This window comes from Aquabacter albus, assembly GCF_040049275.1.
In the GTDB taxonomy this organism is placed as follows: domain Bacteria; phylum Pseudomonadota; class Alphaproteobacteria; order Rhizobiales; family Xanthobacteraceae; genus Aquabacter.
On sequence record NZ_JBDZDT010000003.1, the window covers coordinates 82,427 to 107,669 of the forward strand.

23 protein-coding genes and 1 tRNA gene are annotated in these 25,243 nt (G+C 67.8%); 10 read left to right on the forward strand and 14 right to left on the reverse strand.

Annotation, left to right across the window (positions count from 1 at the left end; genetic code table 11):
• The first annotated feature begins 184 nt into the window (after positions 1-184).
• The 6 genes from ABLE91_RS06885 to uxuA all read left to right on the forward strand — a co-directional run bounded on the left by ABLE91_RS06885 (position 185) and on the right by uxuA (position 5,209).
• Entirely contained in the window at positions 185-1,027 is an 843-nt protein-coding gene (locus tag ABLE91_RS06885; protein ID WP_348929806.1) for a substrate-binding periplasmic protein, read from the forward strand.
• A gap of 162 nt (positions 1,028-1,189) precedes the next feature.
• Entirely contained in the window at positions 1,190-1,855 is a 666-nt protein-coding gene (locus tag ABLE91_RS06890; protein WP_348929808.1) for an amino acid ABC transporter permease, read from the forward strand.
• Entirely contained in the window at positions 1,852-2,511 is a 660-nt protein-coding gene (locus tag ABLE91_RS06895; protein ID WP_348929809.1) for an amino acid ABC transporter permease, read from the forward strand. The genes ABLE91_RS06890 and ABLE91_RS06895 overlap by 4 nt, the downstream gene beginning before the upstream one ends.
• On the forward strand, positions 2,508-3,281 hold the full coding sequence (locus tag ABLE91_RS06900) for an amino acid ABC transporter ATP-binding protein (RefSeq protein ID WP_348929811.1): 774 nt from the start codon (positions 2,508-2,510) through the stop codon (positions 3,279-3,281). Before ABLE91_RS06895 ends, ABLE91_RS06900 begins: the two co-directional genes overlap by 4 nt.
• The gene (locus tag ABLE91_RS06905; protein ID WP_348929812.1) at positions 3,278-3,976 is read left to right on the forward strand and encodes a GntR family transcriptional regulator; all 699 of its coding nucleotides are present in this window, start codon (positions 3,278-3,280) and stop codon (positions 3,974-3,976) included. Before ABLE91_RS06900 ends, ABLE91_RS06905 begins: the two co-directional genes overlap by 4 nt.
• Positions 3,977-4,012: 36 nt before the next feature.
• Positions 4,013-5,209, forward strand: coding sequence for a mannonate dehydratase (gene uxuA / locus ABLE91_RS06910; RefSeq protein WP_348929814.1), 1,197 nt, complete (start codon positions 4,013-4,015; stop codon positions 5,207-5,209).
• Positions 5,210-5,350: 141 nt separating this feature from the next.
• Here uxuA and ABLE91_RS06915 read toward each other — a convergent pair whose 3' ends face one another.
• From ABLE91_RS06915 to ABLE91_RS06935, 5 genes are all read right to left on the reverse strand, one after another.
• The gene (locus ABLE91_RS06915) at positions 5,351-6,040 is read right to left on the reverse strand and encodes a molybdate ABC transporter substrate-binding protein (protein WP_348929816.1); all 690 of its coding nucleotides are present in this window, start codon (positions 6,038-6,040) and stop codon (positions 5,351-5,353) included.
• The gene (locus ABLE91_RS06920; protein ID WP_348929818.1) at positions 6,037-8,172 is read right to left on the reverse strand and encodes a xanthine dehydrogenase family protein molybdopterin-binding subunit; all 2,136 of its coding nucleotides are present in this window, start codon (positions 8,170-8,172) and stop codon (positions 6,037-6,039) included. The genes ABLE91_RS06915 and ABLE91_RS06920 overlap by 4 nt, the downstream gene beginning before the upstream one ends.
• Positions 8,169-8,636, reverse strand: a complete 468-nt coding sequence (locus tag ABLE91_RS06925; RefSeq protein ID WP_348929819.1) for a (2Fe-2S)-binding protein — start codon at positions 8,634-8,636, stop codon at positions 8,169-8,171. The genes ABLE91_RS06920 and ABLE91_RS06925 overlap by 4 nt, the downstream gene beginning before the upstream one ends.
• Positions 8,637-8,648: 12 nt before the next feature.
• Positions 8,649-9,620 (reverse strand): Bug family tripartite tricarboxylate transporter substrate binding protein, encoded by a 972-nt coding sequence (locus tag ABLE91_RS06930; RefSeq protein WP_348929821.1) that lies wholly within the window; start codon positions 9,618-9,620, stop codon positions 8,649-8,651.
• A gap of 101 nt (positions 9,621-9,721) precedes the next feature.
• Entirely contained in the window at positions 9,722-10,582 is an 861-nt protein-coding gene (locus tag ABLE91_RS06935; protein ID WP_348929822.1) for a fumarylacetoacetate hydrolase family protein, read from the reverse strand.
• 151 nt (positions 10,583-10,733) lie between these two features.
• Between ABLE91_RS06935 and ABLE91_RS06940 the strand changes: the two genes are divergently transcribed.
• Complete coding sequence (locus tag ABLE91_RS06940) at positions 10,734-11,393, forward strand: FadR/GntR family transcriptional regulator (RefSeq protein ID WP_348929824.1); 660 nt, start codon at positions 10,734-10,736, stop codon at positions 11,391-11,393.
• Positions 11,394-11,501: 108 nt separating this feature from the next.
• The gene (locus tag ABLE91_RS06945) at positions 11,502-13,310 is read left to right on the forward strand and encodes an FAD-binding oxidoreductase (protein WP_348929826.1); all 1,809 of its coding nucleotides are present in this window, start codon (positions 11,502-11,504) and stop codon (positions 13,308-13,310) included.
• A gap of 11 nt (positions 13,311-13,321) precedes the next feature.
• Here ABLE91_RS06945 and ABLE91_RS06950 read toward each other — a convergent pair whose 3' ends face one another.
• The 9 genes from ABLE91_RS06950 to ABLE91_RS06990 form a co-directional block, all read right to left on the reverse strand.
• Complete coding sequence (locus ABLE91_RS06950) at positions 13,322-14,788, reverse strand: MmgE/PrpD family protein (RefSeq protein ID WP_348929827.1); 1,467 nt, start codon at positions 14,786-14,788, stop codon at positions 13,322-13,324.
• Between the two features lie 24 nt (positions 14,789-14,812).
• Positions 14,813-15,655 (reverse strand): N-acyl homoserine lactonase family protein, encoded by an 843-nt coding sequence (locus ABLE91_RS06955; protein WP_348929829.1) that lies wholly within the window; start codon positions 15,653-15,655, stop codon positions 14,813-14,815.
• A gap of 21 nt (positions 15,656-15,676) precedes the next feature.
• A complete protein-coding gene (locus ABLE91_RS06960; protein WP_348929831.1) occupies positions 15,677-16,396 on the reverse strand; it encodes an ABC transporter ATP-binding protein in 720 nt (239 codons plus the stop codon).
• A gap of 2 nt (positions 16,397-16,398) precedes the next feature.
• Positions 16,399-17,175, reverse strand: a complete 777-nt coding sequence (locus ABLE91_RS06965; RefSeq protein ID WP_348929832.1) for an ABC transporter ATP-binding protein — start codon at positions 17,173-17,175, stop codon at positions 16,399-16,401.
• The gene (locus ABLE91_RS06970; protein ID WP_348929834.1) at positions 17,172-18,164 is read right to left on the reverse strand and encodes a branched-chain amino acid ABC transporter permease; all 993 of its coding nucleotides are present in this window, start codon (positions 18,162-18,164) and stop codon (positions 17,172-17,174) included. Before ABLE91_RS06970 ends, ABLE91_RS06965 begins: the two co-directional genes overlap by 4 nt.
• Positions 18,157-19,017, reverse strand: a complete 861-nt coding sequence (locus ABLE91_RS06975; RefSeq protein WP_348929836.1) for a branched-chain amino acid ABC transporter permease — start codon at positions 19,015-19,017, stop codon at positions 18,157-18,159. Before ABLE91_RS06975 ends, ABLE91_RS06970 begins: the two co-directional genes overlap by 8 nt.
• An 11-nt stretch (positions 19,018-19,028) precedes the next feature.
• Positions 19,029-20,192 carry an ABC transporter substrate-binding protein gene (locus ABLE91_RS06980; RefSeq protein WP_348929838.1) on the reverse strand — a complete coding sequence of 388 codons (1,164 nt, stop codon included), beginning with the start codon at positions 20,190-20,192 and terminating at the stop codon, positions 19,029-19,031.
• 42 nt (positions 20,193-20,234) lie between these two features.
• The gene (locus ABLE91_RS06985; protein WP_348929840.1) at positions 20,235-22,262 is read right to left on the reverse strand and encodes an oxidoreductase; all 2,028 of its coding nucleotides are present in this window, start codon (positions 22,260-22,262) and stop codon (positions 20,235-20,237) included.
• A gap of 396 nt (positions 22,263-22,658) precedes the next feature.
• Positions 22,659-22,735: transfer RNA gene (locus tag ABLE91_RS06990), tRNA-Arg, on the reverse strand.
• Positions 22,736-22,936: 201 nt separating this feature from the next.
• Between ABLE91_RS06990 and ABLE91_RS06995 the strand changes: the two genes are divergently transcribed.
• Together ABLE91_RS06995 and ABLE91_RS07000 are read left to right on the forward strand one after the other, a co-directional pair.
• Positions 22,937-23,713, forward strand: a complete 777-nt coding sequence (locus ABLE91_RS06995) for a thermonuclease family protein (RefSeq protein ID WP_348929842.1) — start codon at positions 22,937-22,939, stop codon at positions 23,711-23,713.
• Positions 23,714-23,739: 26 nt separating this feature from the next.
• Positions 23,740-25,239, forward strand: a complete 1,500-nt coding sequence (locus tag ABLE91_RS07000; protein WP_348930591.1) for a M48 family metalloprotease — start codon at positions 23,740-23,742, stop codon at positions 25,237-25,239.
• Positions 25,240-25,243 lie beyond the last annotated feature (4 nt).

The window sequence follows — 25,243 nt, forward strand, 5'->3', positions numbered from 1 at the left end:
AAGGGGGGAGGGTGAAGCGGCGCAGCGTTGCGCGCCCCCTGATGAATGTCGATGGTTCCCGGCCCTTCGCACTGCACAATAAGCGCGGCTTGATTGCCCCCTTAATTTGTATACTAGAGTGCAAGTCGAGGGGCAGCCGGCGTTCATCGTCGCCTCAGACCCCGCGTCCCTGGAGGAAATCTGGATGCTTCACCGCCGCACCTTCCTGTCCCTGGCCGCCGCCGTGGTCGGCATCGGGCTTTCCGCCGGTATCGCCGCCGCGCAGACCGTGCCTGTCCCCGCGCCCGGCGCCAGCGCGCGCATCGACGCCATCAAGAAAGCCGGCCAGCTGCGCGTCGGCGTGCTCGCCAACCCGCCGTGGCTGGTTGAGAACACCACGGGCTCGGGCGAGGCGTGGTCCGGCCCGGCCTGGACGCTGGTGAAGCAGTACGCCAAGCTCCTCGACGTGAAGCTGGTGCCCGTGCCGGTGTCCCACGAGACCAAGGTGCCCGTGCTCGCCGCCAACCAGGTGGACATCACCGTCTCGCCCTTGTCCGTCACCAAGGCGCGCCAGCAGGTGGTGGACTTCGTCACCTATTCCAAGACCGCGCTCTGCGTGTTCGGCCGCGCCGACAATCCCAAGGTCGCCAACGCCACCTCCATCGACGACTTCAACCGTGAGGACGTGACCATCGCCTACTTCACCGGCGGCGGTGAGGAGAACTGGGCGAAGGAGCGCTTCCCGAAGGCCAAGCTGCGCGGCGTCACCAGCGCCGGCACCGCCGCCCCCGTGGAAGAGATCATGGCCAAGCGCGCCGACGTCACCCCCATCAACCGCATTCCGTGGGTGGCGCTGAACCGCAAGGTCAAGGGCCTCGCCGCGCTGCCCAAGGGCAACAACTGCCAGGACTCGACCGAGGCGGCCACCGAGATCGGCCTCGCCATCGACAAGAACCAGCCGGAATTCCTGGCGTGGCTCCAGGCCGTGACGACCCCCCTGCTCCCCTCGCTCCTGGCCGAGGAAGAGAAGATCGTCTCGACCATGTGAGACGACTTTCCTGAGTACCCACCCTCAGTAGCAGCCGTCATGCCCGGGCTTGTCCCGGGCATCCACGGGGTGCCGCCGGGTGGGCGCTAACGGAGGGACGTGGATGGCCGGGACAAGCCCGGCCATGACGGCTTCTCCACTCGAAACGGCACATAGGCACCCATGGACTTCAATTTCGATCCGATCCTGGAGAGCTGGCCCTTCCTGCTCAGCGGCCTCTGGGTCACCCTCCAGCTCGCCTGCGGCGTCGCGCTGTGCGCGTTCACGTTCGGCACGCTGGTGGCGCTCGGCCGGCGCTACGGGCCCGCCTGGCTGCGGGTCATCCTGGTCTTCTACATCGACTCCATGCGCGCCATCCCCGTGCTGGTGGTGCTGGTATGGATCTATTTCGCCCTGCCCATTGCCACGGGCGTAAACCTGCCGCCCTTCTGGTCGGCGCTGTTCGCCCTCTCCTTCCACCTTGCCGCCTATGTGGCGGAGGTGGTGCGCGCGGGCATCGAATCCGTGCGGCCGGGCCAGATCCGCGCCGGCCTCGCGCTCGGCATGTCGGGGGCGCAGGTGGTGCGCAAGATCGTGCTGCCCCAGGCCTTCGTGCGCATGATGCCAGCCTTCGGGAACCTGTTGTCCCTAGCGGTGAAGGACACCGCCATCTCCACCGTCATCGCCGTGCCGGAGCTCATGCGCCGGGCGGACACGATCGCCGCGCAAACCTATGCGCCGGTGGAGGTCTTCACCACCGTGATGATCATCTACTTCCTCGTCATCTTCCCACTCACCCGCATCGTGGACATGGTCTACCAGCGCATTTCCTTCCTGGGGCGGTCATGAACCTCGATTGGTCCGTCATCCCCGCCTCCGCAGGGCTGCTGTTTCACGGTGCCCTCATCACCATCGCGCTCACCGTGCTCACCATGGCCATCGCCATGCCGTGCGGCATCGTGGTGGCCATGCTGCGGGAGAGCCGCTTCAAGCCGGTGTCCTTCCTCGCCACCTGCTTCGTGGAGCTGTTCCGCAATATTCCCATCCTCCTGGTGGTCTATTGGGCGTTCTATGTAATGCCCGTGGTGCTGGACGTGAGCTTCTCGCCCTTCGTCACCGGGCTCGTGGCGCTCTCGCTCAACAACACGGCGTACAATTCCGAGACGTTCCGGTCCGGCATCCGCTCCATCCGCAAGGGGCAGACGGAGGCGGCCCTCGCGCTCGGCATGAGCGAGATGGAGGCCTTCCGCAAGATCATCCTGCCCCAGGCTTTGCGCCGCGTGCTGCCCGTGCTCGCCACCACCTGGGTGACACTGTTCAAGGATACTTCGCTGGTCTCCGTCATCGCCGTGGGCGACCTTGCCCACACCGCCATGCAGATCCGCTCGCAGACCTTCCGCGTGCTGGAGATGCTCACCGCCATGGCGGCCATCTACTGGCTCCTGGGCTATCCGCAGGCCAAGATCGCGGACTGGATCCGCAAGAAGTTCGGGGTAATGGAATGACACTCGCCACTGCCGCGCCGCAGGCGCTCCCGGACGTCGTGCTGAAGTACAGGGATGTCCGTAAGCTCTATGGGCAGTTCGTCGCCCTCAATGGCGTCTCCATGGAAGTGAAGCGCCAGCAGGTGGTCTGCCTCATCGGCCCCTCGGGCTCGGGCAAGTCCACTTTGCTCCGCTGCACCAATGCGCTGGAGACCATGGATGGCGGCGAGATCCGCTTCGACGGCGTGCCGCTGCCGAAAGACCCCGCCTCCATCCGCAAGGTGCGCCAGCGCATGGGCATGGTGTTCCAGAATTTCGAGCTGTTCCCCCACAAGACGGCCATCGAGAACGTGATGATCGGCCCGTCCACCGTGCTCGGACTTGCGGACAAGGACTGCCGTCTGCGGGCCGAGAAGCTGCTCGTGAAGGTCGGCCTCGCCGACAAGATGAACAATTATCCCGCCAACCTTTCCGGCGGGCAGCAGCAGCGCGTGGCCATCGCCCGCGCGCTCGCCATGGAGCCGGAGGTGATGCTGTTCGACGAGCCCACCTCGGCACTTGATCCCGAGACCATCGGCGAGGTGCTGAACGTGATGAAGGCGTTGGCCGACGACGGCATGACCATGATCGTCGTGACCCATGAAATGACCTTTGCCCGGCGCGTCGCCGACCATGTGGTGGTGTTCGAGCGCGGCGAGATCATCGAGCAGGGCCCGCCCCAGCAGATCTTCGACGCGCCCCACGCGACCCGCACCCGCGACTTCCTCAGCCATCTCGGCTGGAACGCATGACGGGGGCCGCGCGAGCCGAGGTGCGCGCCTTCGCCGGGCCGCCCAGCGTCGAGGCGATCCAGGCGGAGATCCGCCAGGACATTATCGTGCTCCGCCTCATGCCCGGCGCGCGCATGTCCGAGAACGAGCTGGCGCGCCGCTTCGGCACCTCGCGCACGCCGGTGCGCGAAGCGCTGTTCCGGCTGGTGGACGAAGGGCTCATCGAAGTGCTGCCCCAGCGCGGCACCTTCATCACCCGCATCTCGCTGCGGGCGGTGAAGAAGGCGCGCTTCGTGCGCGAGGCCATGGAAGTCGCCATCGTGCGCCACGCAACCGAGCACGGCCTATCCCCGGCGCGGCTGCGGACGCTCGACGAGGTGATCGCCGAGCAGGAGGCGTCCCGCGACGATCCAGAGCGCTTCACCACCGCCGACGACGCCTTCCACCGCACGCTGGCGGACGGCATCGAGGCGGGGAGCATCTGGGATGTGGTGGAGCGCGAGAAGGCGCAGTTCGACCGCCTGCGCTTCCTCTCTCTGCCCAACGTGACGCCCGTGGACACGCTCATCACCCAGCACAAGGCGATGCTGGCCGCCGTGCGCGCCGGCGACGTCGCCCGCTCGGAGACCGCGACGCGCGAGCATCTCTCCGAAGTGCTCAAGGTGGCCGACGCGCTGGCCGCTACCCATCCGGGCCTCATCCTCAACGACGCCTGACGGCACAATCAATCATTAAGAAGGAGCGTCGCGCTCATGGAACAGACATGGCGTTGGTGGGGGCCGAAGGACATCATCACCCTGGCGCATGTGCGCCAGACCGGCGCGGCCGGCATCGTGAACGCGCTCCATGAGGTGCCCGCCGGCGAGGTCTGGACCCGCGAGGCGATCCAGGCGCGCAAGGACTTCATCGAACAGGACAAATCCCTCGGCCTGCGCTGGAGCGTGGTGGAAAGCCTGCCGGTGCACGAGGCCATCAAGATCGGCACGGGCGACCTGAAGCCCCTGTTCGACAATTATCGCACCTCGCTGCGCAACCTCGCCGCCTGCGGCATCCACAATGTCTGCTACAATTTCATGCCGGTGCTGGACTGGACCCGCACCGACATTGCAAGCCCGGTTCCCGGCGGCGGGCGGGCGCTGAAGTTCAACGCCTTCGAATATGCCGCCTTCGACGTGTTCATGCTGGAGCGCGACGGCGCTGAGGCCGACCATGCGCCCGAGGTGCTGGCGCGAGCGAAGGCATGGTTTGATGCCTCCACGCAGGCGGACCGCGACCGGCTTCTGGCCAACATCATGGCCGGCCTGCCGGGCGCCTTCGACCGCTACGACATCCCGAGCCTGCGCACCATCCTCGCCCGCTTCAAGGACGTTTCCGCCGAGCGCCTCCGGGAGAATCTCGGCCGGTTCCTGGAAGAGGTGATGCCCACCTGCGATGAGGTGGGCATCCGCATGGGCATCCATCCCGACGACCCGCCGCGCCCGCTGCTCGGCCTGCCGCGCATCGTCTCCAGCGAGGACCATCTGGCGGCGGTGCTGGCGCTCCATCCCTCGCGCAATAACGGGCTCACCTTCTGCACCGGCTCGCTGGGCGCCCGGCCTGGCAACGATCTGCCCGCCATGGCCGCGCGCTTTGCGGACCGCATCCATTTCGTCCATCTGCGCAACGTGTCGAAGGAGCCGGACGGCTCCTTCATGGAGGCCGACCATCTGGGCGGCGACGTGGATCTCGTCGCCGTGGTGCAGGTGCTCCTGCGGGAGCAGAAGCGCCGGAAAGAGGCCGGCCTTGCCGACTGGCGCCTGCCCTTCCGCCCTGACCATGGGCACGAGCTTCTGGACGATGTGGGCAAGCCGACTCATCCCGGCTACCCAGCCATCGGTCGCCTGCGCGGCCTCGCCGAAGTGCGCGGCGTGATGACGGCGGTGGCGCAGCTGGAGGGGCTGCCGCTTTAGGGCAGTTCGAGTCTCCGGAACGAGCAGGCTCACCGCTTTTCCTGCCGTCATGGCCGGGCTTGTCCCGGCCATGACGGGGCTCCGCTGGGTGTGCTTAAGGGAAAGACGTGGATGCCCGGGACAAGCCCGGGCATGACAGCGTTAGCCTGCGAATCCGAGGTCGGCCCGTGCCGGATTCGCCGCAAGGAGCGAAATCAGCCTCTTAGCCTCCGGCGCATGGGCGGAGCCCATCGCCACCGCCGCCGTATAGATGGTCAGCAGCGACACGCCCTCCGGCAGATCGGCGATGAGCGTGATGCCCGCCGTGTTCAGGATCTCGGTCGCCTGGGTGGAGCCGATGGCGCCGGGGATGCCACTCGCAGCCAGAGCCGCCATGGCGGTGGCGCCGTTGGGATAGACTTTGAGCTTCGGGGACATCTCGTCCCAGATGCCCAGCTCCTTCAGCGTCCAGGCCACGTGCCGGCCGGCGGTGGCGGTCTCGATGTCCGCCGAGAACAGCGCCGGCGCGGCGAGGAGCGCGGCGCGCAGCTTATCCCCGGTGGAGACTTCCGGCACGGGATCGCCATTGCGCACGGCGACAGACGTAGGCACCGCCCCGAGATCGACGGCACTCGCCGCATCCACGCGGCCTTCCCCGGCCAGCTCATCGATCAAGGCGCGGGTGAGGATGAGGATGTCCGCCGCCTCCCCCTGCCGCAGCTTGGCGGCCATGACGCCCACCGCGCCGAAGGTGCCGGCGACATGAAAGCCGGTCTCGGTCTCGAAGGCCGGCGCGGTGCGCCCCACAAGGCCCTCGGCGGCACCGCCGCTCAGGATACGCAATTCGGTCAAAGCCCCAGCTCCATGGCTGCGATGAGATTTTCGCGGGTGATGGGATATTGCGTCATGCGCACGCCGATGGCGTCGAACACCGCATTGGCGATGGCCGCACCCGCCGGCCCCTGGGAGGCTTCGCCCGCCCCCATGGGAGGCAGGTCCGGCCGCTCGATGATATGGATGTCCACCGCCGGAACCTCGGAGAAGCGCAGGATGGGATAGCTCTCCCAGCCGCGGGAGAGGATGCCGTCACGGTCGAAGCGCACGGCCTCCTTCAGCGCCCAGCTCGTCGCCTGGATGGCGCCGCCCTCCACCTGGTTGAGGACGCCGTCGCGGTTGATCACCTCGCCCACATCCACGGTGATGGTGAGGCGCTCCACCCGCACCTCCTCCTCGCAGACGATGTCCGCCACCACCGCGCAATAGGCGCCTGTATTCTTGTAGCGCGCGAAGGCGAAGCCGCGCCCGCCGCTCTCAAGGCCGTTGCCCGCCGGCCAGTTCACCAGCCGGGCCGCTTCCTCGACCACCTTCACCGCGCGCGGGTCCTTCAGGTGCCGCAGGCGGAAGGCGACGGCGTCCTCGCCCTTCTCGCGCGCCACCTCGTCCATCATGCTCTCGATGGCGAACACATTGGCAAACGCCCCGAGCGCCCGCATGGAGGAGGTGCGGATGGGCATCACCATCAGCCGGTTGTTGGTGATGCGCGTATCCGGGAAGACATAAAGCGGCATGGAGTTGCGGTCGGCGCCGCCGCCGGTGGCGGCCGGCATGTTGATGGCGATGGGGCATGGCGCCCCGCCCTCCATCTCCGCCGCCGCGCGCAGGGTGGATTGCTTCGCGCGGCCGGGCCGCATGCTGTGGCCGTTGCTCCAGATGGTGTGGCGCCAGCCGGCGATCTCGCCCTCGGCATCCAGGTCCACGTCGAGGTCCACCCGCATGGCGGGGCCGAACGGGCCGCAGGACATCTCGTCCTCTCGGCTCCATTGCGCCCGCACCGTGCGGCCGGGACAGCCGCGGGCCAGCAAAGCGGCGTCGAGCGCCACGTCATCAGCTGGATTGTGCCCGTAGCAACCCGCGCCCTCCACGTGCTCCACCACGACGGCGTCGAGGGGCAAATCGAACACCACCGCAAGGTCGGCGCGCAGATTGTAGATGCCCTGGCTGTGGGTCCACACGCGAAGGCGTGTCTCGCCCTCATCCTGCGGCCAAAGGGCCAGCGCGCAGGACGGCGCCATGGAGGCGTGGGCGATATAGGGCTTGAGAAAAGAGCGCGACAGGGTGCGCGCGGCGGGCTGGGCGGAGGCTTCGCCGCGCGTCTCCACCACGGGGTCCACGGGCTGGGCGCGCAGCCAGTCGGGCAGCTCCGCCTCCTTGGGCAGCGGCGCGCCGCCTTGCCAGGTGATCTTCTCCCGCAGCCGGGCGGCCGCCTGCTCCACCTTCAGCTCGTCGTCGGAGAGAAGGCCGATGAAGGCGCCGTCCTCGAACACCTGGACGCCCGCGCCGGCGATGGCGGCCAGGTCCTCCGTCCCGCTCCGGCGGCTGCCGAGGCGCAGGGGATGCACGGCGCGGCCATGAAGCATGTCCGCAGGCCGCAGATCGTGGATGAAGTGGGGCCGGCCGAAGATTTTGTCGGCGATATCGATGCGGGCGAGGTCCTCGCGCCCGGAGGCGTGGCGGCGGCGCACGGCCCGCTCGCCCGGCGTGGCCGGCCGGTCGAGGGGCACGTCCTGCGCCAGCTCCCAATAGCTGGTGCGGGCATTGCCCGGGCCGATGATGGTGCCGTCATCGAGGATGAGGTCGTCCGGCTCCGTGCCGAGGCGCTGCGCGGCCTCCTGCCGGAACAGCTCCCGCGCCTCGGCGCAGACATGGCGGATGGAGCGCCCGCAATCCTGGATGGACAGGCTGCCGGAGGTGACCCCCTCGTCGGGGCTGTAGGCCGTGGAGGGCTGCACCATGCGGATGCGGCCCGCATCCACTTCCAGCGCGTCGGCGGCCATCTGCAGCAAGGCGGTGGCGATGCCCTGGCCGATCTCCACCTTGCCGACGCAGACATGCACCTCGCCGTCGGGGAGGATCTTCAGCCACTGGCCGAGCTGGGGATTGGCCTGGAGGCTTTTGGGCAGCGGGGGAGCGGACGGGGCGTTCATGCCGCCATCTCCTCGCTGGCCCTGAGGATGGCGCGGACCATGCGGTTGTGCGCCCCACAGCGGCAGAGATTGCGGTCGAGGGCCTCGCGCACCTCGACCTCGCTCGGCCGCGGCACGCGCTTCAGCAGCGCCGCGGCGGTGATGATGATGCCGGAGACGCAATAGCCGCACTGCATGGCCTGCGCCTCCAGGAAGGCCGCCTGCAAGGGATGCGGCCCCGCCTCGCTCCCCAGACCCTCCACGGTGGTGACCGCCTTCCCCTCCACCGCCCAGACGGGGGTGTCGCAGGAGGGCATGGACTGGTCGCCCACCAGCACCCGGCAGGCGCCGCACTCGCCCTGCCCGCACCCGAAGCGCGGGCCGGACAGGCCGAGCTCGTGCCGCAGGATGGTGAGCAGCGGCGTCTCGGCCTCGGCCGAGACCGCGCGGGCGCTGCCGTTGATGTGGAGCTGGTAGGTCGGCATGCGCCCCGCGCTTCAGTCGGCGGTGATGTTGAACTTGGTGACGACGCCGCGCCACTTCTCGATGTCGGCCTTCAGATAATCACCGAATTCGGCCGGCGTCATGATGAGCGGATAGGCCCCCTGCTTAGCCCACTCCGCCTTCACTGCCGGATCGCTCATATAGGCGACGATCTCCTTGTTGAGACGGTCGACGATGGGCTGGGGCGTGCCCGTGGGCGCCATGATGCCGAGCCAGATGGAGGCCTCGAAGCCCTTCACGCCGGCTTCCTCAGCGGTGGGCACGTCGGGCATCACGGTAGAGCGCACCTTGCCGGTGGTGGCGAGTGCCACCGCTTTGCCGGCCCGCACCTGGGGCGCCATGGTGGTGACCGCATCCATCATCATATCCACCTGCCCGCTGATGAGGCCGGTGCGCGCATCGCCCGAATTCTTGTAGGCCACATGGACGATGTCGATGCCCGTCATGGCCCGGAACAATTCGGTGGAGAGATGGTAGGGCGTGCCCTGGCCGGAGGAGGCGTAATTCAGCTTGCCCGGCTCGGCCTTCGCGAGAGCGATGAACTCCGCCAGCGTCTTCGCCTTCACCGAGGGGTTCACCGCGATGACGAGGTCGGAATAATTCACCGGCGAGACCGGCACGAAATCCTTCATCAGCTCATAGGGCTTCTTGCGAAGGAGGGATTCATTGACCGTCTGCGTGTTGGACATCATCAGCAGCGTGTAGCCGTCCGCCGGCGACTTCGCCGCGTCCAGCGTGCCGATGACGCCGCCGGCGCCGGTCTTGTTGTCGATGATGACGGGCTGCTTGAACACCTCCTGCAGCCGCTGCCCGACGAAGCGGGCATAAACGTCCGCCGGGCCGCCGGGACCGAACGGCACGACGATGCGGATGCTGCGGTTGGGATAGTCCTGCTGCGCCAGAGCGGCAGGCGCCGCGAGAGCGCTTGCGAGAAGCGCGAGGCTGAGCGTCACGCGTTTGAACATGGGAACCTCCGTTTGGGTCGTTTCCTCAGGTGCCGGTCGAGCCGGCCTTCTCGGTATTTTGGTGGCCGCCGGGAGCCCTGACACCCCGGCGGCCCCCAAGCTCATTCGAAACGGTTGGTCAGCTCGCCGAGGCCGCTGATGGAGAGCTTCACCACGTCGCCGGACTTCAGGAATTTCGGCGGCTTGAAGCCGATGCCGACGCCCGACGGCGTGCCGGTGGCGATGATGTCGCCCGGCTCCAGCGTCATGCCGGCGGAGATGGTCTCGATGAGGCTCGGAATGGTGAAGATGAGGTCGCGGGTGTTGGCGTTCTGCCTGAGCTCGCCATTGACCCAGGTCTTCACGTCGAGGTTCTCGGCGTCCACCTCGTCCGCCGTGGTGATCCACGGGCCCATGGGGCAGAAGGTGTCCAGCGCCTTCCCGAGGAACCACTGCTTGTGGTTCTTCTGGCGGTCGCGGGCGGTCACGTCGTTGACGATGGTGTAGCCGAAGATGTGGGAGAAGGCGTCCGCCGCCTTGATGTTCTTGCCGCCGCGCCCGATCACCAGCGCCAGCTCCACCTCATAGTCGATGGAATCGGTGACGCCGGGATGGGTGTCCACCACCGCGTCGGGGCCGATGACGGTGCTCGGCGGCTTGGAGAAGACGGCCGGGTGGGTATCGATCTCCGCACCCGCCACCGCGCCGGCCTCGAAGCCGCTCTGGGCGAATTCCTTGGCGTGGTCGCGGTAATTCTTGCCGACGCAGATGATGTTCCGGCGCGGCAGGGGGATGGGCGCGAGAAGCTTCACCTCGCCCAGGGGCAGGCCGGCACCGCTGGCCGACAGCTTGGAGCCCAGCGCGTCCCAGCGGGCGATGACATCGAGCATGTCGGCGGCCTCGATGAGGTTGATGGTCTTCTCGTCCTGCGAGACGAGGCCCACGCGCTTCTGCCCTTGGATTTCAACGGTCGCCAGTTTCATAACAGCCCTTATTGGTTGACCAATTTCGTGCAGGTAGCTCTATTTGGTGCACTATATCCGGCTGATAGCTGATGTCTATCAGCCCTAAGAGAATTTTCCCTTCCGCGGCCGCTGCCATTGGTATACCAATTTACCCGTTGGGAGCCGATCCATGTCCAAGCCCGCCGCCCGTGTTCATGCTTTCCTGGAAGAGGCCATCGCAGCGGGCACTTATGGCCGGGGCGCGAAGCTGCCCACGGAGCGGGCCTTGTCGGAGCATCTCGGCGTCCCGCGCAGCGCGGTCCGGGACACGCTTTCCGTGCTGGAGGCGCGCGGGCAGGTGACGCGCATCGTCGGCAGCGGCACCTATGTGGCGGAGAACGGCTCTGGCGAAGAGGCGCCCAATGGGCGTGAGGTCAGCCCCGCCGAGATCATGGCGACGCGTCTCGTGCTGGAGCCGCGGCTCGCTTTGCTCATCGTCACCAATGCCACGGCCTCGGATTTCGAGCGCATGGATGCCTGCAACCGCAAGGCCGAGGCGGCGGACGATTTCGAGGAATTCGAGCGCTGGGACGCCGCTCTCCACCAGACCATGGCAGAGGCCACCCACAACCGGCTCCTCATCGAGATCTACCGCGCCGTCACCGACGCGCGGGACCGCACCGAATGGGGCGACCTCAAGCGGCGCAGCATCAATGCGGAGCGGCGCGACGCCTACCGCGCGGACCATCGCGTCATCGTCGCGGCGCTGCGCGCGCGAGACGCCGCCCAGGCGGAACGCGCCATCGAGGACCATCTGAAATCCGTGCGCAGCAATTTGCTCGGCGGGTGACCTCCCCTTGCACGGCGGATATGGGCTGCGCGACGGCCGTTCAGTCCTTCTTTTTGAGTAGAACCGCCGCTAGGCTCTCGTTCGTATCCAAACGGCTAGAGTGGAAACATGGATCGGCGCGACTTGCTCAAAGGCATGGTGTCCGTTGCACTGGCGGGAAGCGCGGGCGCCACGGTCTCCTTTCAGCCCTCCATTGCCGCGCCGCTGCGCCGGGTGCGGCCCGGCGATCCCGAATGGCCGAGCGCACGCGATTGGGACGAATTGCGCACGGCCCTCGGCGGGCACCTCGAACCCGTGACCTCCCCGCTCGCGAGCTGCGCGCGCGATGCCAACGGCCAGCTCTGCGACGCCGCGCTGAAGGACTTGTCCAACCCCTTCTTCATCCAGGCCCAGGCCGGCGCCACCCAGTCGTCCGGTTGGATCGATGGCTGGACGTCCGCGCCCTCCGTCTATGCGGCGATCCCCGGCACCGCCGCCGAAGTGGCCGCGGTGGTGAATTTCGCGCGGGAGAAGAATCTGCGCCTCGTGGTGAAGGGCGGCGCGCATAGCTATCTCGGCCAGTCCAGCGCCGCGGACAGCATGCTGCTCTGGACCCGCCGGCTGAACGCCATCGAAATGCACGATGCGTTCGTGCCCCAGGGCTGCGCCGGCGCCGTCGCGCCGCAGGCGGCGGTCAGCGTGGGTTCGGGCGCTAAATTCATCCAGCTCTACGACCGCGTGGTCACCAAGGGCGGCCGGTTCGTGCAGGGCGGCGGTTGCACGAGCGTGGGGCTCGGCGGCCATGTGCAGACCGGCGGGTTCGGCAGCTTCTCCAAATATGGCGGCCTCGTCGTGGCGAGCCTGCTGGAAGCCGAGATCGTGACGGCGGACGGCGAGGTCCGGATCGCCAATGCCTGCACAAATCCCGATCTGTTCCTCGCCCTCAAGGGGGGCGGCGCCGGTTTCGGCATCACCACGCGGCTCACCCTCGCCACACGGGAGCTGCCCGAGCGAGGGGGCTCCTTCAGGCGGACGATCCGGGCCTCATCGGACGCGGCCTTCCGCCGCCTCATCGCGGCATTCTGCGGCTTTGCGAAGGCAGGCCTCATCAACCCGCATTGGGGCGAGCAGGCGTCGTTCGCACCGGACAATACCTTGACCATCGCAATGGTCTTCCAGGGCCTCTCCGACGCCGAGGCGCTGGGCGCATGGGCGCCGCTCTTCGCATGGATCGCCAACAATCCCGCCGACATCGCGGAAGCCTCCGAGCCGCGCATTATCTCGATGCCCATGCGCAATTGGTGGGACTTCGATTATCGCCGCACGCATCTGCCCCAGTCGATCATCGCCGACGAGCGCCCCGACGCCGCACCGGGCACATTCTGGTGGGCGGGCAATGCCAGCGAGGTCGGCGCCTATTTCTCCGGATACCAGTCCATATGGCTGCCGCAGGGCCTGCTTGAACCCGGAGGCCAGGGCACGCTCACCGAAGCGCTTTTCGCGGCCTCACGGCACTACGAGGTCATGCTGCATTTCAACAAGGGGCTCGCCGGCGCCACCGAGGCCCGCCGCAGCGAGGCGCGCGAGACCTCCATCCATCCGGACGCCATCGACGCCTTCGCCCTTGCGATCATCGCCGGGGGCCAGACGCGGGCCTATCCCGGCGTGCCCGGGCATGAGCCGGACATGGCGGCGGCGCGCGCCGAAGCGCGGAAGATCTCTGCCGCCTTTGCCGAACTGCGCCGGGCCGCGCCCGCCGGCGGCTCGTACTCATCCGAGATGAGCTTCTTCGAGGAGAACTGGCGCGAGACGGCTTGGGGGCCGCATTACGACCGCCTCCTCGCCGCCAAGCAGAAATACGACCCCACCGGCCTGTTCACCGGCCATCACCAGGTGGGGAGCGAGTTCTGGAGCGCGGACGGCTTTACCCGGATCTGATCCGAACGCCGTCAGTCGAGCATCTGGTCGGGACGGCGCTCCAGAAGCCGCAGTGCGCCCAGCGCCCGCGACTGCGCGGCGATGCTGTCGCAGTCGAAGATGCCCGAGAGCCGCTCCAGAAGCTCTGTGGCGGCGTCCGACCCCACGGCGCCGCCGGCCAGGGACAGGAACTTCTGCCGCATGGCTTCCGGCGGGATGCGGTTCTCCGGCATGCCGCGTGAGAAGTCGACGCGCTTGCGCACCTCGCGCCCGTCCTTGAGGGTGATGGTGACGATGCCGGCATAGCGCTCGGGATAAACCGCATCCATGTCGGCATCCACTTCCACGTCCACGCGGCTCGTCAGCTCGTTCACGTCGGCAGCGGCAATGCGCTGCGGCGTGAACTGTTCCACCAGAGCGGTGCCGTCGAGCAACGCCACCGCCACATTGTAGCGGATGCTCATCTGCGCATTGAGCACGGTGGACTGCTTGTAGGGGAAGCCCGTCTGGCGCTCCACCACGCGGCTGATGCCCACCTTCACCCGCGCCACGTCGGCGGCGGAGAAATCGTGCTCCGCCATCAGCTCGATGGTGGCATCGACGCTCGCATGGTTGCTGCCGCAGCAGGCATAGGGCTTGAAGCACACACCCTCCGCCCGCCACTCCCGACCAAGCGCGCGGCCCGCCTCGCCGGGGCGGGAGGCGTCGGACATGGCGGCGAGAAAGCCCCCGTCCTCCGCCTCCAGGATGAAGCGCGGTCCCTGGAAGCCGCGGCCCGCCAGCGCAGCGGCCAGGACTCCGCTCTCCGCCGCCCGTCCCGGATGAAGGCGCTTGCTCATGGCGCCGTCGGAATTGAACGCCCACAGGCCGGCGGACTGGGTGCCCGCAAGACCCAGAGCGCTCGCCGTGGTGGAGGCATCGAAGCCGAGGATCACCGAGGCCGCCGCCGCTGCGCCGAACGTGCCGGTGGTGCCGGTGAGATGCCAGCCGCGCATGCGGGCAGCGTTGGGGTTCGCGGAAAGGCTCACCCGCGCCATGGTCTCGTAACCCGCCGCCAGGGCCGCGAGGAAAGTGGGGCCGTCAATGTCTTCCCGCTCGCCCAGGGCCAGGACCACGGGAAGCACCGCGGCGCCGGCATGGATCTTGGAGCGGTGGTGGTCGTCGAAGTCGAAGCCGTGAATGGCCGTGCCGGCGGCGAGCGCCACATGGCCCACGGAGACCTTCGCCCCGCCTGAGGCCCACAGGGTGGCCTCGGGCGGGCCACCCTGCTCAAGAGCGTAGGCCTGCACGATGCTGCAGGCCGGCTGGGTGAGGCCGAACAGCCCGCAGCCCACCGCATCCACCACCGCATCCTGAAGCACCGCGCGGACCGCGTCCGGCACCCCGGCGCCTCGGACACCGGCCACGAATTCCGCCAGCTGCATGGTGGGGCCGGCGGCCTCCACGGCGGGGGCGGTTTCGGGCGTTGCGAGCGGCTGGGCAGTGGCGGCGCTGGGCATGGTGGCCTCCTGAGGCGGCGACGTTCAGTGGTGGGATTGGGCTTCGGCGCGGGTCGGGGCGTGGCCTGTGGGCGGCACGTCAAGGCGCACCGCGATGCCTTCAAGCTCGGGGCTCGGCGCGGGATAGAGCGACATCACCAGGGGATCGTGACCGGGAACGATGTGGCTCTCGTCCGGGGCGAGGGTGAGGAGCTTCTCGAAGCCCTCCAGCATCTCGCCCACATGGAAGGCGGTGGGGAAGGGCCGGCCGCTCGCCATGTTCTCGTAGAAATGGCTGACGTCGGAGGCGAGCACCACGGGGCCGCGCTTCGTGTTCACCCGCACGAACTGGAGCCCGTGGGAATGGCCGCCCGCCTGGTGGACCGTCAGGCCCGGCGCCAGTTCCGCGTCGCCGTCATAGAATAGGACGCGCTGGGCATAGTTGAGCCGCACCACCTTGCAGATGTCCTCCACCTCGAAGGAGTGGGACAGGCGCGGGAAGCGCATGTAGCGGCCGGTGGCGTAATTCATCTCGCGCTCCTGGAGGTGGAAGCGCGCATTGGGGAAGCGATCGAAATTGCCCGCATGGTCGTAATGGAGGTGGGTGATGATGACGTCGCGTACCGTGTCGGGGTCGATGCCCAGCAGGTTCAGGGCCTCCACGGGGCAGCGCAGATAGGTGCGCTTGCGCGCATCGGCCACCTCTTTGGTGAAGCCGCAATCGATCACGAAAGTCCGCTCGGGGGACTTCGCCACCCACAGGAAGTAATCCATGGGCATGGGCCCCTCATGGGGGTCGCCGCCGATGAAATGGTCGCGGCGCTGCGCACCCCGCATGGCGTAGCGGATGGCGAAGAGTTCGTATTCGGGCAGGGAAGTCTGGGTCATGGGCGTCCGCAAGCTTGAAGGTCAGTGGCTCATGCCGAGATAGGCCTGCCGCAAGGCGGGATCGACGCGCACCGCATCGCTCTCCCCTTCCAGCGCGATCTGGCCCCGGCAGAGCACATAAGCGCGCGAAGCGACGTCGAGCGCCACTTCCACATTCTGCTCCACGAGGATGGCGCCGACGCCGAACTCGCTGGAGATGCGGCGCACGGCGTCCATCACGCTCGCCGTCACCAGCGGCGCGAGGCCGAGCGACGGCTCGTCGAACAGGATGAAATCGGGCTTCGCCATGAGCGCCCGGCCGATGGCGAGCATCTGCTGCTCGCCGCCAGACAGCGTGCCGGCAAGCTGCGTGCTGCGTTCCTGGAGACGCGGGAACATGGTGTAGACCTGCGCGAGCAAAGCGGGACGCTCGGAGGCGGAACGGGTAACCCCGCCCACTTCGAGATTCTCCTTCACCGTCATGCGCTTGAAGATGCGCCGGCCTTCCGGCACCAGCGCCACGCCCCGGCGCGGCGCGGTGTAAGCGGGCTCGCCGGTCACGTCCGCGCCGTCCAGCAGGATGGCGCCGGATTTCGAGCGCACCATGCCCATGAAGGCTTTCAGCGTGGTGCTCTTGCCGGCGCCGTTCGCGCCCAGGAGGGCGATGATCTCGCCCTGCTCCACATGAAGCGAGATGCCCTTCACGCCGGGCACCTCGCCATAGTTCACGACCAGGTCGCGCGCTTCGAGCCGCCGCACCATGCTCACGCCTCCTTCGCCAGTTTCGCCGAGCCGAGATAGGCGCGGATCACCGCCTCATTCTCCTGGGCCTCGGCCGGCGTTCCGTTGAAGATCCGGCGGCCGTACTCGATCACCGTGACCGTGTCGCAGAGCCGTCCCACCAGATCGAGGTCGTGCTCCACAAGGATCACCAGCGTGCCGCGCCGCGCCATCTGGCGCACCAGTGTGGAGAGCCGCTCGCGCTCGTCATCGGTGAGGCCGGTGGCCGGCTCGTCCAGAAGCACCACGTCGGGCTCGGCCACGAGGTTGCGGGCCAGCTCCACGAAATGGCGCTTGCCATAGGGGAGCGAGGCCACCTTCTCGTCCGCAAGGTCCGCAATGCCGGTGGCAAGAAGCGCCTGCTCCACGGGCTCGGAAATGCTCGCGGAGGACAAGGGCGCGAGCACGCCCCACCAGCCGGATGCCTTCGCGAAGCGCCGCGCGGCAAGGCCGGTGGCCACGTTCTCGAACACGGTGAGCTGCTGGGCGAGGCGGATCTTCTGGAAGGTGCGAGCGACGCCCATGCGCGCCCGGCGATGCACCGGCAGCGCCTCGATGCGATCCCCGCGCAGGCGGATCTCGCCGGCATCGATGCGATTCACGCCCGTGATGCAGCCGATGAGGGTGGACTTGCCCGCCCCGTTCGGCCCGATGAGGCCGTGGACCTCGCCGGCCTTGCCCGCAAGGTCGATGCCCTGGAGCGCCTGGACGCCGCCGAAGCGCTTGGAGACGCCGGTGAGCTGGAGGACAGGATTGGTCATGAGACCCTCCCGGGAACCGTGTCGGCCTTGGGCGCCTGAGGCGCGGATGCGGACGTGCGCCGCGGCTTGCGCCGGGGCGCCATGAGCCGGTCGATGAGGCCGCCAATGCCGCCTGGCAGGAACCACAGCACGAACAGCACCATGAGGCCGTAGACCAGGAGGCGCACATTGGTCTCGCCGAAGGCCCGCAGCGCCTCCGGCACGCCGGTGAGGATGAGGGTGGAGACCAGGGCGCCCGTGGCGCTGCCCACGCCGCCCACCACCGCCATCATCAGATAGCGGAAGGATTCCGCGCTGAGGAAGAGGTCGGGGGTGAGGAACTTCATATAAGCGGCGAGCAGCACGCCGCAGGTGCCGGCAAGGAAGGCCGAGGCGGAGAAGGCAAGCAGCTTCACGCCGAACACGCCCACCCCGCAGGCCGAGGCGGAAATCTCGTCATACTTCACGGACTTGAGCACCACGCCCAGGAAAGTGCGGCGGTCGAGATATTCCAGCGCCGCCAGCAGGACGAGGGCGAGCGCGAGCACGCAATAGAACCAGGTGACCCGGTCGAGGCCGAACGACTTGATGCCCAGCAGCCCCATGGGCCCGCGCGTCACGTCCACCATGTTGTTGAGCAGCTGGGCCACCAGCACGCCGAAGCCCAAAGTGCCGATGGCCATGTAATGGCCGCGCAGGCGGGCCGCCGGCAGCCCAAGGAGGAAGCCGACAATGGTGGGCAGGACGATGCCCCATGCGGCGGCGGCGACGGGCGGCACGCCCTTCACGGACATGACGCCGTAGATATAGGCGCCGAGCCCCACGAACCCCGCCTGCCCGAACGAGAGCAGCCCCGTGAAGCCGGTGAGGACCGTGATGGAGTAGACGACCAGGCTGTAGATCAACGCCAGGATCGCCATGTTGAGCCAGTACGCATCTACCATGAAGGGGATCGCCGCCAGGAAGGCGACGAAGAGGATGCGGATCAGCCAGATGGAGGCGTCAGACATTTTCTTCCATCCGTTCCGGAATGAGACCGCGCGGGAAGAAGATCAGCGTCACGACCAGGAGCCCGAACGCGATCGAGTTGGAATAGGCGTTGGACACGTAGACGGCCGCCAGACTCTGGACCATGCCGATGACGAGGGCGCCGAAGATGGTGCCGTTCACGTTGCCGAACCCGCCGAGGATGATGGCGGCGAACGCGTTCAGCATCTCCGCCTGCCCCATGTCCGGGGACAGGAGGTTCACCGGGCCGGAGAGCGCGCCCGCCGCCGCCGCGAGCGCGGAGCCCAGCACCACGCTCATGCGCGCCACCGCATTGGTGTTGATGCCCATGGCTGCGGCCACCTCGGGGTCCTCCGACACGGCGCGGAACTGGCGGCCGAGGGAGGAATACTGAACCAGCCACCACAGGCCCATGAGCAGCAGCACGCTGGAGGCGATCACCAGCAGGCGCTGGGCGGAAACGCCCACCGTGCCGATGGTGAAGGACACCGCATTGAGCGGGGTGTCGAAGGTCTGGGGCACCGTGCCCCAGATCAACTCGGCCAGATTGATCAGGATGATCGACATGCCCATGGAGGCGATGAGGCCGTTCAGCTCCACCCCCCGGAACGGCCGGAAGGCGGTCCGCTCCAGGATGATGCCGAGCGCCGCATTGGTGAGCATGGCGATGGCGATGGCCGGCAGGTAGCCCACATAGGGCGTCGCGGTGAAGGCGACGAAGGCGCCGATCATCACCGACTGGCCCTCGGCGAAGTTCACCATGCGCATCACGCCGAAGATCAGCGTGAGGCCCACGGCGACCAGGGCATAGTTCCCCGCAAGGATCAGCCCGTTGACGATGATTTGGACGAGCACGAACCAGCTCCTTACTTGACGACTTCGAGGCCGCCGCCGGGGGTGTTGCGGATGAAGGCGAAGTCAAAGCCCTCGGGCTTCACGCCGCGGTCGGCGTCGAACTGGTACTTGGCCAGCACGCCCTGATAGTCGGCCTTCACCAGCGCCGCCGCGATGTCGTCGGGCTTCACGCTGCCGCTGCGCTTGAGCGCGTCGGCCACCAGCATCACCGCGTCATAGGTGACGATGTCCCAGTGAACGGTGGGATGCTTCTCGCCCAGCGCCTTCTCGACCAAAGGCTCGAACTTGGTGATGAACGCCTGCTCGCGCGGCGGCATGTCGGGGTTCTTCAGGAAGAAGGCGCCGCGCACGAGGCCGAGCTTGCCCGCCTGCTCGCCCACCTGCTTCTCGAAGATGTAGGGCGGGGGCGGATAGTCGAAGAAGAGCGGGATCGTCATGTTGCTCTCGGCATACTGCTTGACGAAGTTCGCCGCCTGCCCCGCCGAGATGGACGCCACCACGATGTCGGGCTTGGCGCCCTGGATCTGGGTGATGATGGAATACCAGTTGGTGTCGTGGCGATCCTGCGGGATGTCGAGGGTGACCTTGATGCCCTTCTCCTTGAACACCCGGCTGATATTCTCGCGGAAGCTCAGGCCGAAATCGTTGTTCTCCACCAGGATCGCAGCGGTCTTGAACTTGAACTTCTGGAGCAGCAGCTCGGCCTCGCGCTCCTGGATCTCCCGGTTCTGCATGATGGACTGGAAGACGTAGGGGCCGGCATTCTTGGCGATGTAGTCGGCGGTGGAGATCTGCACGAGGGTGGGCACCTTGGCGTCGGCCGCCACCTGCGCCATGGCCACCGAGGCGCTGGAGCACCATTCGCCGATGAGTACCTGGACCTTGTCCTGGTTCACCAGCTTCTCGGCAGCGGCATAAGTGGTGCGGGGCTCGCAGGCACCGTCGGCGAAGACGAGGTTCAGCTTGTACTTGCCGGCAAGGCCCTGCGTGTTCACCTCTTCCGCCGCCATCTCGGCGGCGATCTTCGCCGGGCGGCCACCCCAGGCGGTATTGCCGGTGAGGGGCAGGATGACGCCGACCTTCACCGGGGTCTGGGCGGTCTGCGCGAAAGCGGGCGTGGCCAGCAGGCCGGCTCCGAAAATCGCGGCTAAGAACAAATGGGCCTGGGGTTTCATTGGCGTCTCCTCCAGAATCTGTTGTCGTTTGTGGAAAGGCGTTCAGGCGCTGAGCCGTCCTCCCGCGCCGGGAAAGGACAAGGCCTGCGCCACCATGGATGCGTCGCGGATGGCGGTCATGAAATCGCCCGGCCGGTTGCAGTCGCCCACCAGCACGAATGGCGCGCCGGACGCCTCCACCTCGCCGAGGACGCTGCGCTCCGGTTCGGGGCCGATGGCGAGCACCACCACATCGCCCGGGTCCAGCTCGCCCTCACCGGCGGACGAGGACAGCAGCAGCCGCCCCTCGGAGGTGCCGCGGATGGCGGTCCCGGTGCGCAGGGTGACGCCGTGGCCGGAGAGGCGGTCCAGGATTTCGAAACGGTTGTTGCGCGCCATCTCAGGCGCCAGCGCATCGCGCATCTCCAGCACCGTGACGCGGCAGCCGTGCTCGGCGAGAAGATCGGCAGCCTCGATGCCCACCATGCCGCCGCCAATGATGGTGACGGCGGTCCCCGCCGGGAGCTGAGCGGGGTCGCGGATCACGTCCCAGGCCTGGAGTACGGGGACGTGCACATCGAGCTTCAGGCCGCGGGACTTCGCGCCCGTGGCGACGATCACCAGATCGGGACCATAGGCGCGGATGCGGCCGGCATCGGCATCGACGCCGGTGCGCACCGAGACGCCGAAATCGGCGATCTCCTGCACCCGGTAGGTCCACACCCCGGAAACGTCCTCCTTGTCCGGGGAGGCGATGGCGAGCGGCACCTGCCCGCCCGCCACGGAGGCCTTCTCCCAGGCTTCCACCTCGTGCCCCAGCGCCCGCGCCATGCGCGCGGCCTCAAGGCCTGCCACGCCCGCGCCGAGCACCAGCACGCGGCGGCTCTCAGCCGGCCGGCGGTTGGAGAGCTGGGGCTCCAGATGGTGCAGCGCCTCGAACTCGGTGCCCACCATGGGGTTCTGGACGCAGGCCACGTCCTTCTCCAGCGTCAGGCGCTCGTAGCAGACATTGCAGGAGATGCAGGGGCGGATGGGCGCATGCACCTCCCCCAGCGCCTTCACCGTCCAGTGGGGATCGGCGAGGAGGGCGCGGCCCAGCGAGATGAAGTCGGCGCTGCCCGCCTCCAGCACCCCTTCCGCATCCTCCGGCGAGATGATGCGCCCGGCGATGATGACGGGAATGCTCACCGCCTCCTTCAGCGGCTTCACGTGCGGCTCCAGGCAGCGGCGCGGCAGGGAGGGCGGCTGGATGCAATAGCGCGAGAGGCGGGGATTCTCGTTGGAGCCGCCTGACAGATCGAGCGCCACCACCCCGGCCTCTTCCAGCGCCTGGGCGAGGACGATGGCCTCGTCTTGGGTATAGCCGTCCGCCACATATTCGGTGGCGCTGATGCGCACGAACAAAGGCAGGTCCGGCAGCTCGTTGCGGATCAGTTCCACCGTCTCCAGCAGCAGGCGCATGCGGTTCTCGATGGAGCCGCCATAGGCGTCGTCCCGCTTGTTGATGCGGCGGGTGAAGAATTGCTGGAAGAGATAGCCGTTGGCCGCGTGCAGCTCGACCGCGTCATAGCCCGCGCGCCACAGGCGGCGGGTGGCGTCAAGGAAGTCGCGCTGGATCTGGCGGATCTCATCCACCCTGAGCGCGCGCACCGGCTCACCGGTGGCGGGGTGGACACCATCCATGGGTCCCACCGGCTCGATGCCGAGCACCGAGCGACGCAGGAGATGGCCGCGATGATTGAGCTGGGCGACAGCGAGCGCGCCATTCTCCTTGATGCCCTCCACCACGCTGGCGAGGCCGGGAATGAAGCGGTCGTGGAACACGCAGAGCGAATTGTTGTGGTTGCGGGCGCCGGCCGAGATGTTCATGGCCTCGGTGACCACCATGGCCACGCCGCCCCGCGCGCGCTCGGCGTAATAGAAGCGGTCCCGCTCGGTGGAGAAGCCGTCCGTGGTCCCGTAATTGGTGCCCATGGGCGCCATGATCACGCGGTTCTTCAGCTGCAGCGGGCCGATGCGCCCCGGCGAGGCCAGCAGCGGGAAGGAATGAGCCGCCGCGCCGGCCCCGTTCGCAGGCTCCCCGTCGCGCATCAGCGATACCCCGCCGCGCACTTGAGGCGCACCGCATTCCCGGTGCCGCCGCGCACGATCCCGCATCTCAGCTGAGGCATCATTCTTGTTTCCTCCCGAGAATTGGGTATCTCGGTCTAACGTCTAATGTCAACAGTTTCAGGGAAGCCGGACCAGCAGGTGGAGTTCCTGCCCAAAGACGCAAGCGCCCGTCTGCCAGGGATGCAGATGGCTACGCTCAGCCTTGTGGGGGATTTATCCGCACCGCAGGCGCGGTCGTCAGGATGTCAGGAGGACGAACGCAACGCCGCAATCGGGCAAGCACCCCAGCGGACGATAGCCCGGCAAAGCACCGCCAAAGAGCGCGGCCGGCTCCACTTGGCGAGCCGCAATACAGGTGCTGGAATGAAAAGGCTTTGGCCTCCCGGAAGGGATTCGAACCCCTGACCCCAGGTTTAGGAAACCTGTGCTCTATCCTGCTGAGCTACCGGGAGACACCCACTCCTTCTAAAGCGCCAGCGTTCCGGATGGAAGACGCCAGCGTCTCTCTGGGGCATGAATTGCCCCCTGGAGCCCAGGAGACAGGTAGCGGAGAAGGGCGAAAGATGCGTTAAGGAAGGGTGATGCTGCAACCGCTTCCAAGCTGGGCTCCCCAAGGTTAGAATATTCGCTCAGCGAACGGTTTCAGCTTGCGGATGCGGCGATCAAAGCGTGCCATCACTGTCTTTGTGCTCGCGGCCCTCGCCGCCACGGGCGCGCGTGCCTGTCCGCTCGTGCGGGGGGAGCCGGCAGCGGCGCCGGTCCGCATCGAGCGCGGGGCGGTGCGGCTTGTGGACGGCACCCGCCTCGTGCCGCCCGGCGCGATCGTCCCAACCCACCTCAATCCTTCCGAACGGCTTGCCGAGGCTGCGGAAGAGGCCGCGCGCCAACTCCTGGAGGGCCGCACGCTGCGGCTCGCATCGGCTCCCGCCGACCGCCATGGCCGCATGACGGCCTCCGCGACCCTCAGCGATGCGCAGCCGGTGGACCTCGCGGTCGCCCTGGTGGAGGCGGGAGCGGCCTATGCCGACCCGGCGCGCCGGCCCTCCTGCACCGACGCGCTGCTTTCGGCGGAGCGGCGGGCCCGGGCGGAGCGGCGCGGATTGTGGTCCACGCCGGATGCAATCCTGGCGGCCCGGGACGGGGCGGCCGCGCGGGCCCGGACAGGCCTGTTCGTGGTCGCGGAGGGGCGGGTCTATAGCGCCCGCCGGGCGGGCGACACGTTCTATGTGAACTTTGCCGGCCCGCGCGGCGAAACTCTTGTTGCGTCAACTGCGGCCAAATCCAGCGATGGCCTCGATCCCGCCATGTTGACCGGCACTCTGATGCGGGTGCGCGGCGTGGTTAACGGCGGAGCGAGCCCGATGCTCGCCTTCGAGCCGCGCGGCGCCGAGTTTTCAGCAACGGGGCGGCGCAAGGAGAGCGCGTGGTGACGGGGGTGGCGGGCCGGGGCAAGGCGATGATACGGGGCGCGCGGCGCGCGCTTGCCCTTGCCTGCGCGCTTGCCCTCTCCGCCTGCGCAAGTCTCGACGGCGTCCAGCAGGCCAGCAGCCGGGCGACACCCCGCGCCCAGCCTGCCGTGATGCGCAGCGACATGGACATGATGACGCCCGCCCAGCGCCGCGAGCATGAGCGGCTGGTGGCGAGCTATGGCGGAGCCTATGACGACCCGGAGCTGAAGGCGCTGATCCAGCAGGTGGTGGAGCGCCTCGTCGCCGCCTCCGAGCGACCGGACCTGAAATACCGCGTCACGGTGCTGAATTCCCCCGCCATCAACGCATTCGCGCTGCCGGACGGCTCGCTCTACGTGACGCGCGGCCTGCTCTCGCTCGCCAACGATACCTCCGAGCTCTCCTCCGTGCTCTCCCACGAGATGGCCCACGTCATCGCCCGCCATGCCTCCATCCGCGAGGACCAGGTGAAGCAGGCGGTGCTGGTGAGCCGGGTCATCTCCGACGTGGTGAACGACCCGGACCTCGGGGCGCTGGCCATGCAGAAATCCCGCATGTCGCTGGCGAGCTTCTCGCGCGGTCAGGAGCTGGAAGCGGACGCCATTGGGGTCGGCATCGCCGCCCGCGCCGGCTTCGACCCCTATGGGGCCTCGCGCTTCCTGACCGACATGGGCCGGCAGGCGGCGTTGAAGTCTTCGGGCGGCATCAGCGGCGGCTCCACCGCCTCCACCTCGCCGGACATGGACTTTCTCTCCAGCCATCCGGCGACGCCGGAGCGCATCTCCATCGCCATCGCCAATGCCCGGCAATATGCCGCCAATCCCGGCGCGGGCACCGCCAATGGCGAGAAGGACAGGAATGCCTATCTCTCCGCCATTGACGGCATGGTCTATGGCGACGACCCAAAGGAAGGCTTCGTCCGCGGGCGGAAATTCTTCCATCCAAAGCTCGGCTTCACCTTCGTGGCGCCGGAGGGCTTCACCCTGGAGAACACCTCCCAGGCGGTGCTGGGCGCCACCGCCTCCGGCTCCGAAGCGCTGCGGCTCGATGCGGTGCGCGTCGCCGGCGACCAGTCGCTCGGCCAGTATCTCGCCTCGGGCTGGATCGACGGGGTGGAGGTGAACTCGGTGGAAAGCCTCTCGGTGAACGGCTTCACGGCGGCCACCGCCGTGGCGCGGGGCGAGCAATGGTCGTTCCGCATGTTCGCCATCCGCTTCGGCTCGGACGTCTACCGGCTCATCTTCGCCGCGCGCAATCTCACGCCGGAGCTGGACAAGCAGTTCCGCGCCGCCGCCGAGACGTTTCGCCGGGTGGCGAGCGACGAGGCGGAGACGGTGAAGCCTTTGCGCCTGCGCTCCGTCTCCGTGGGCATCGGCGACACGGTGGAGAAGATGGCGGCCCGCATGCAAGTGCCCGACCGGCCGCTGGAGCGCTTCCTGATCCTCAATGGCCTGGACCGGGATTCGAAGCTGAAATACGGGGAGAAGGTGAAGATCGTCGCCGAGTGAGGCG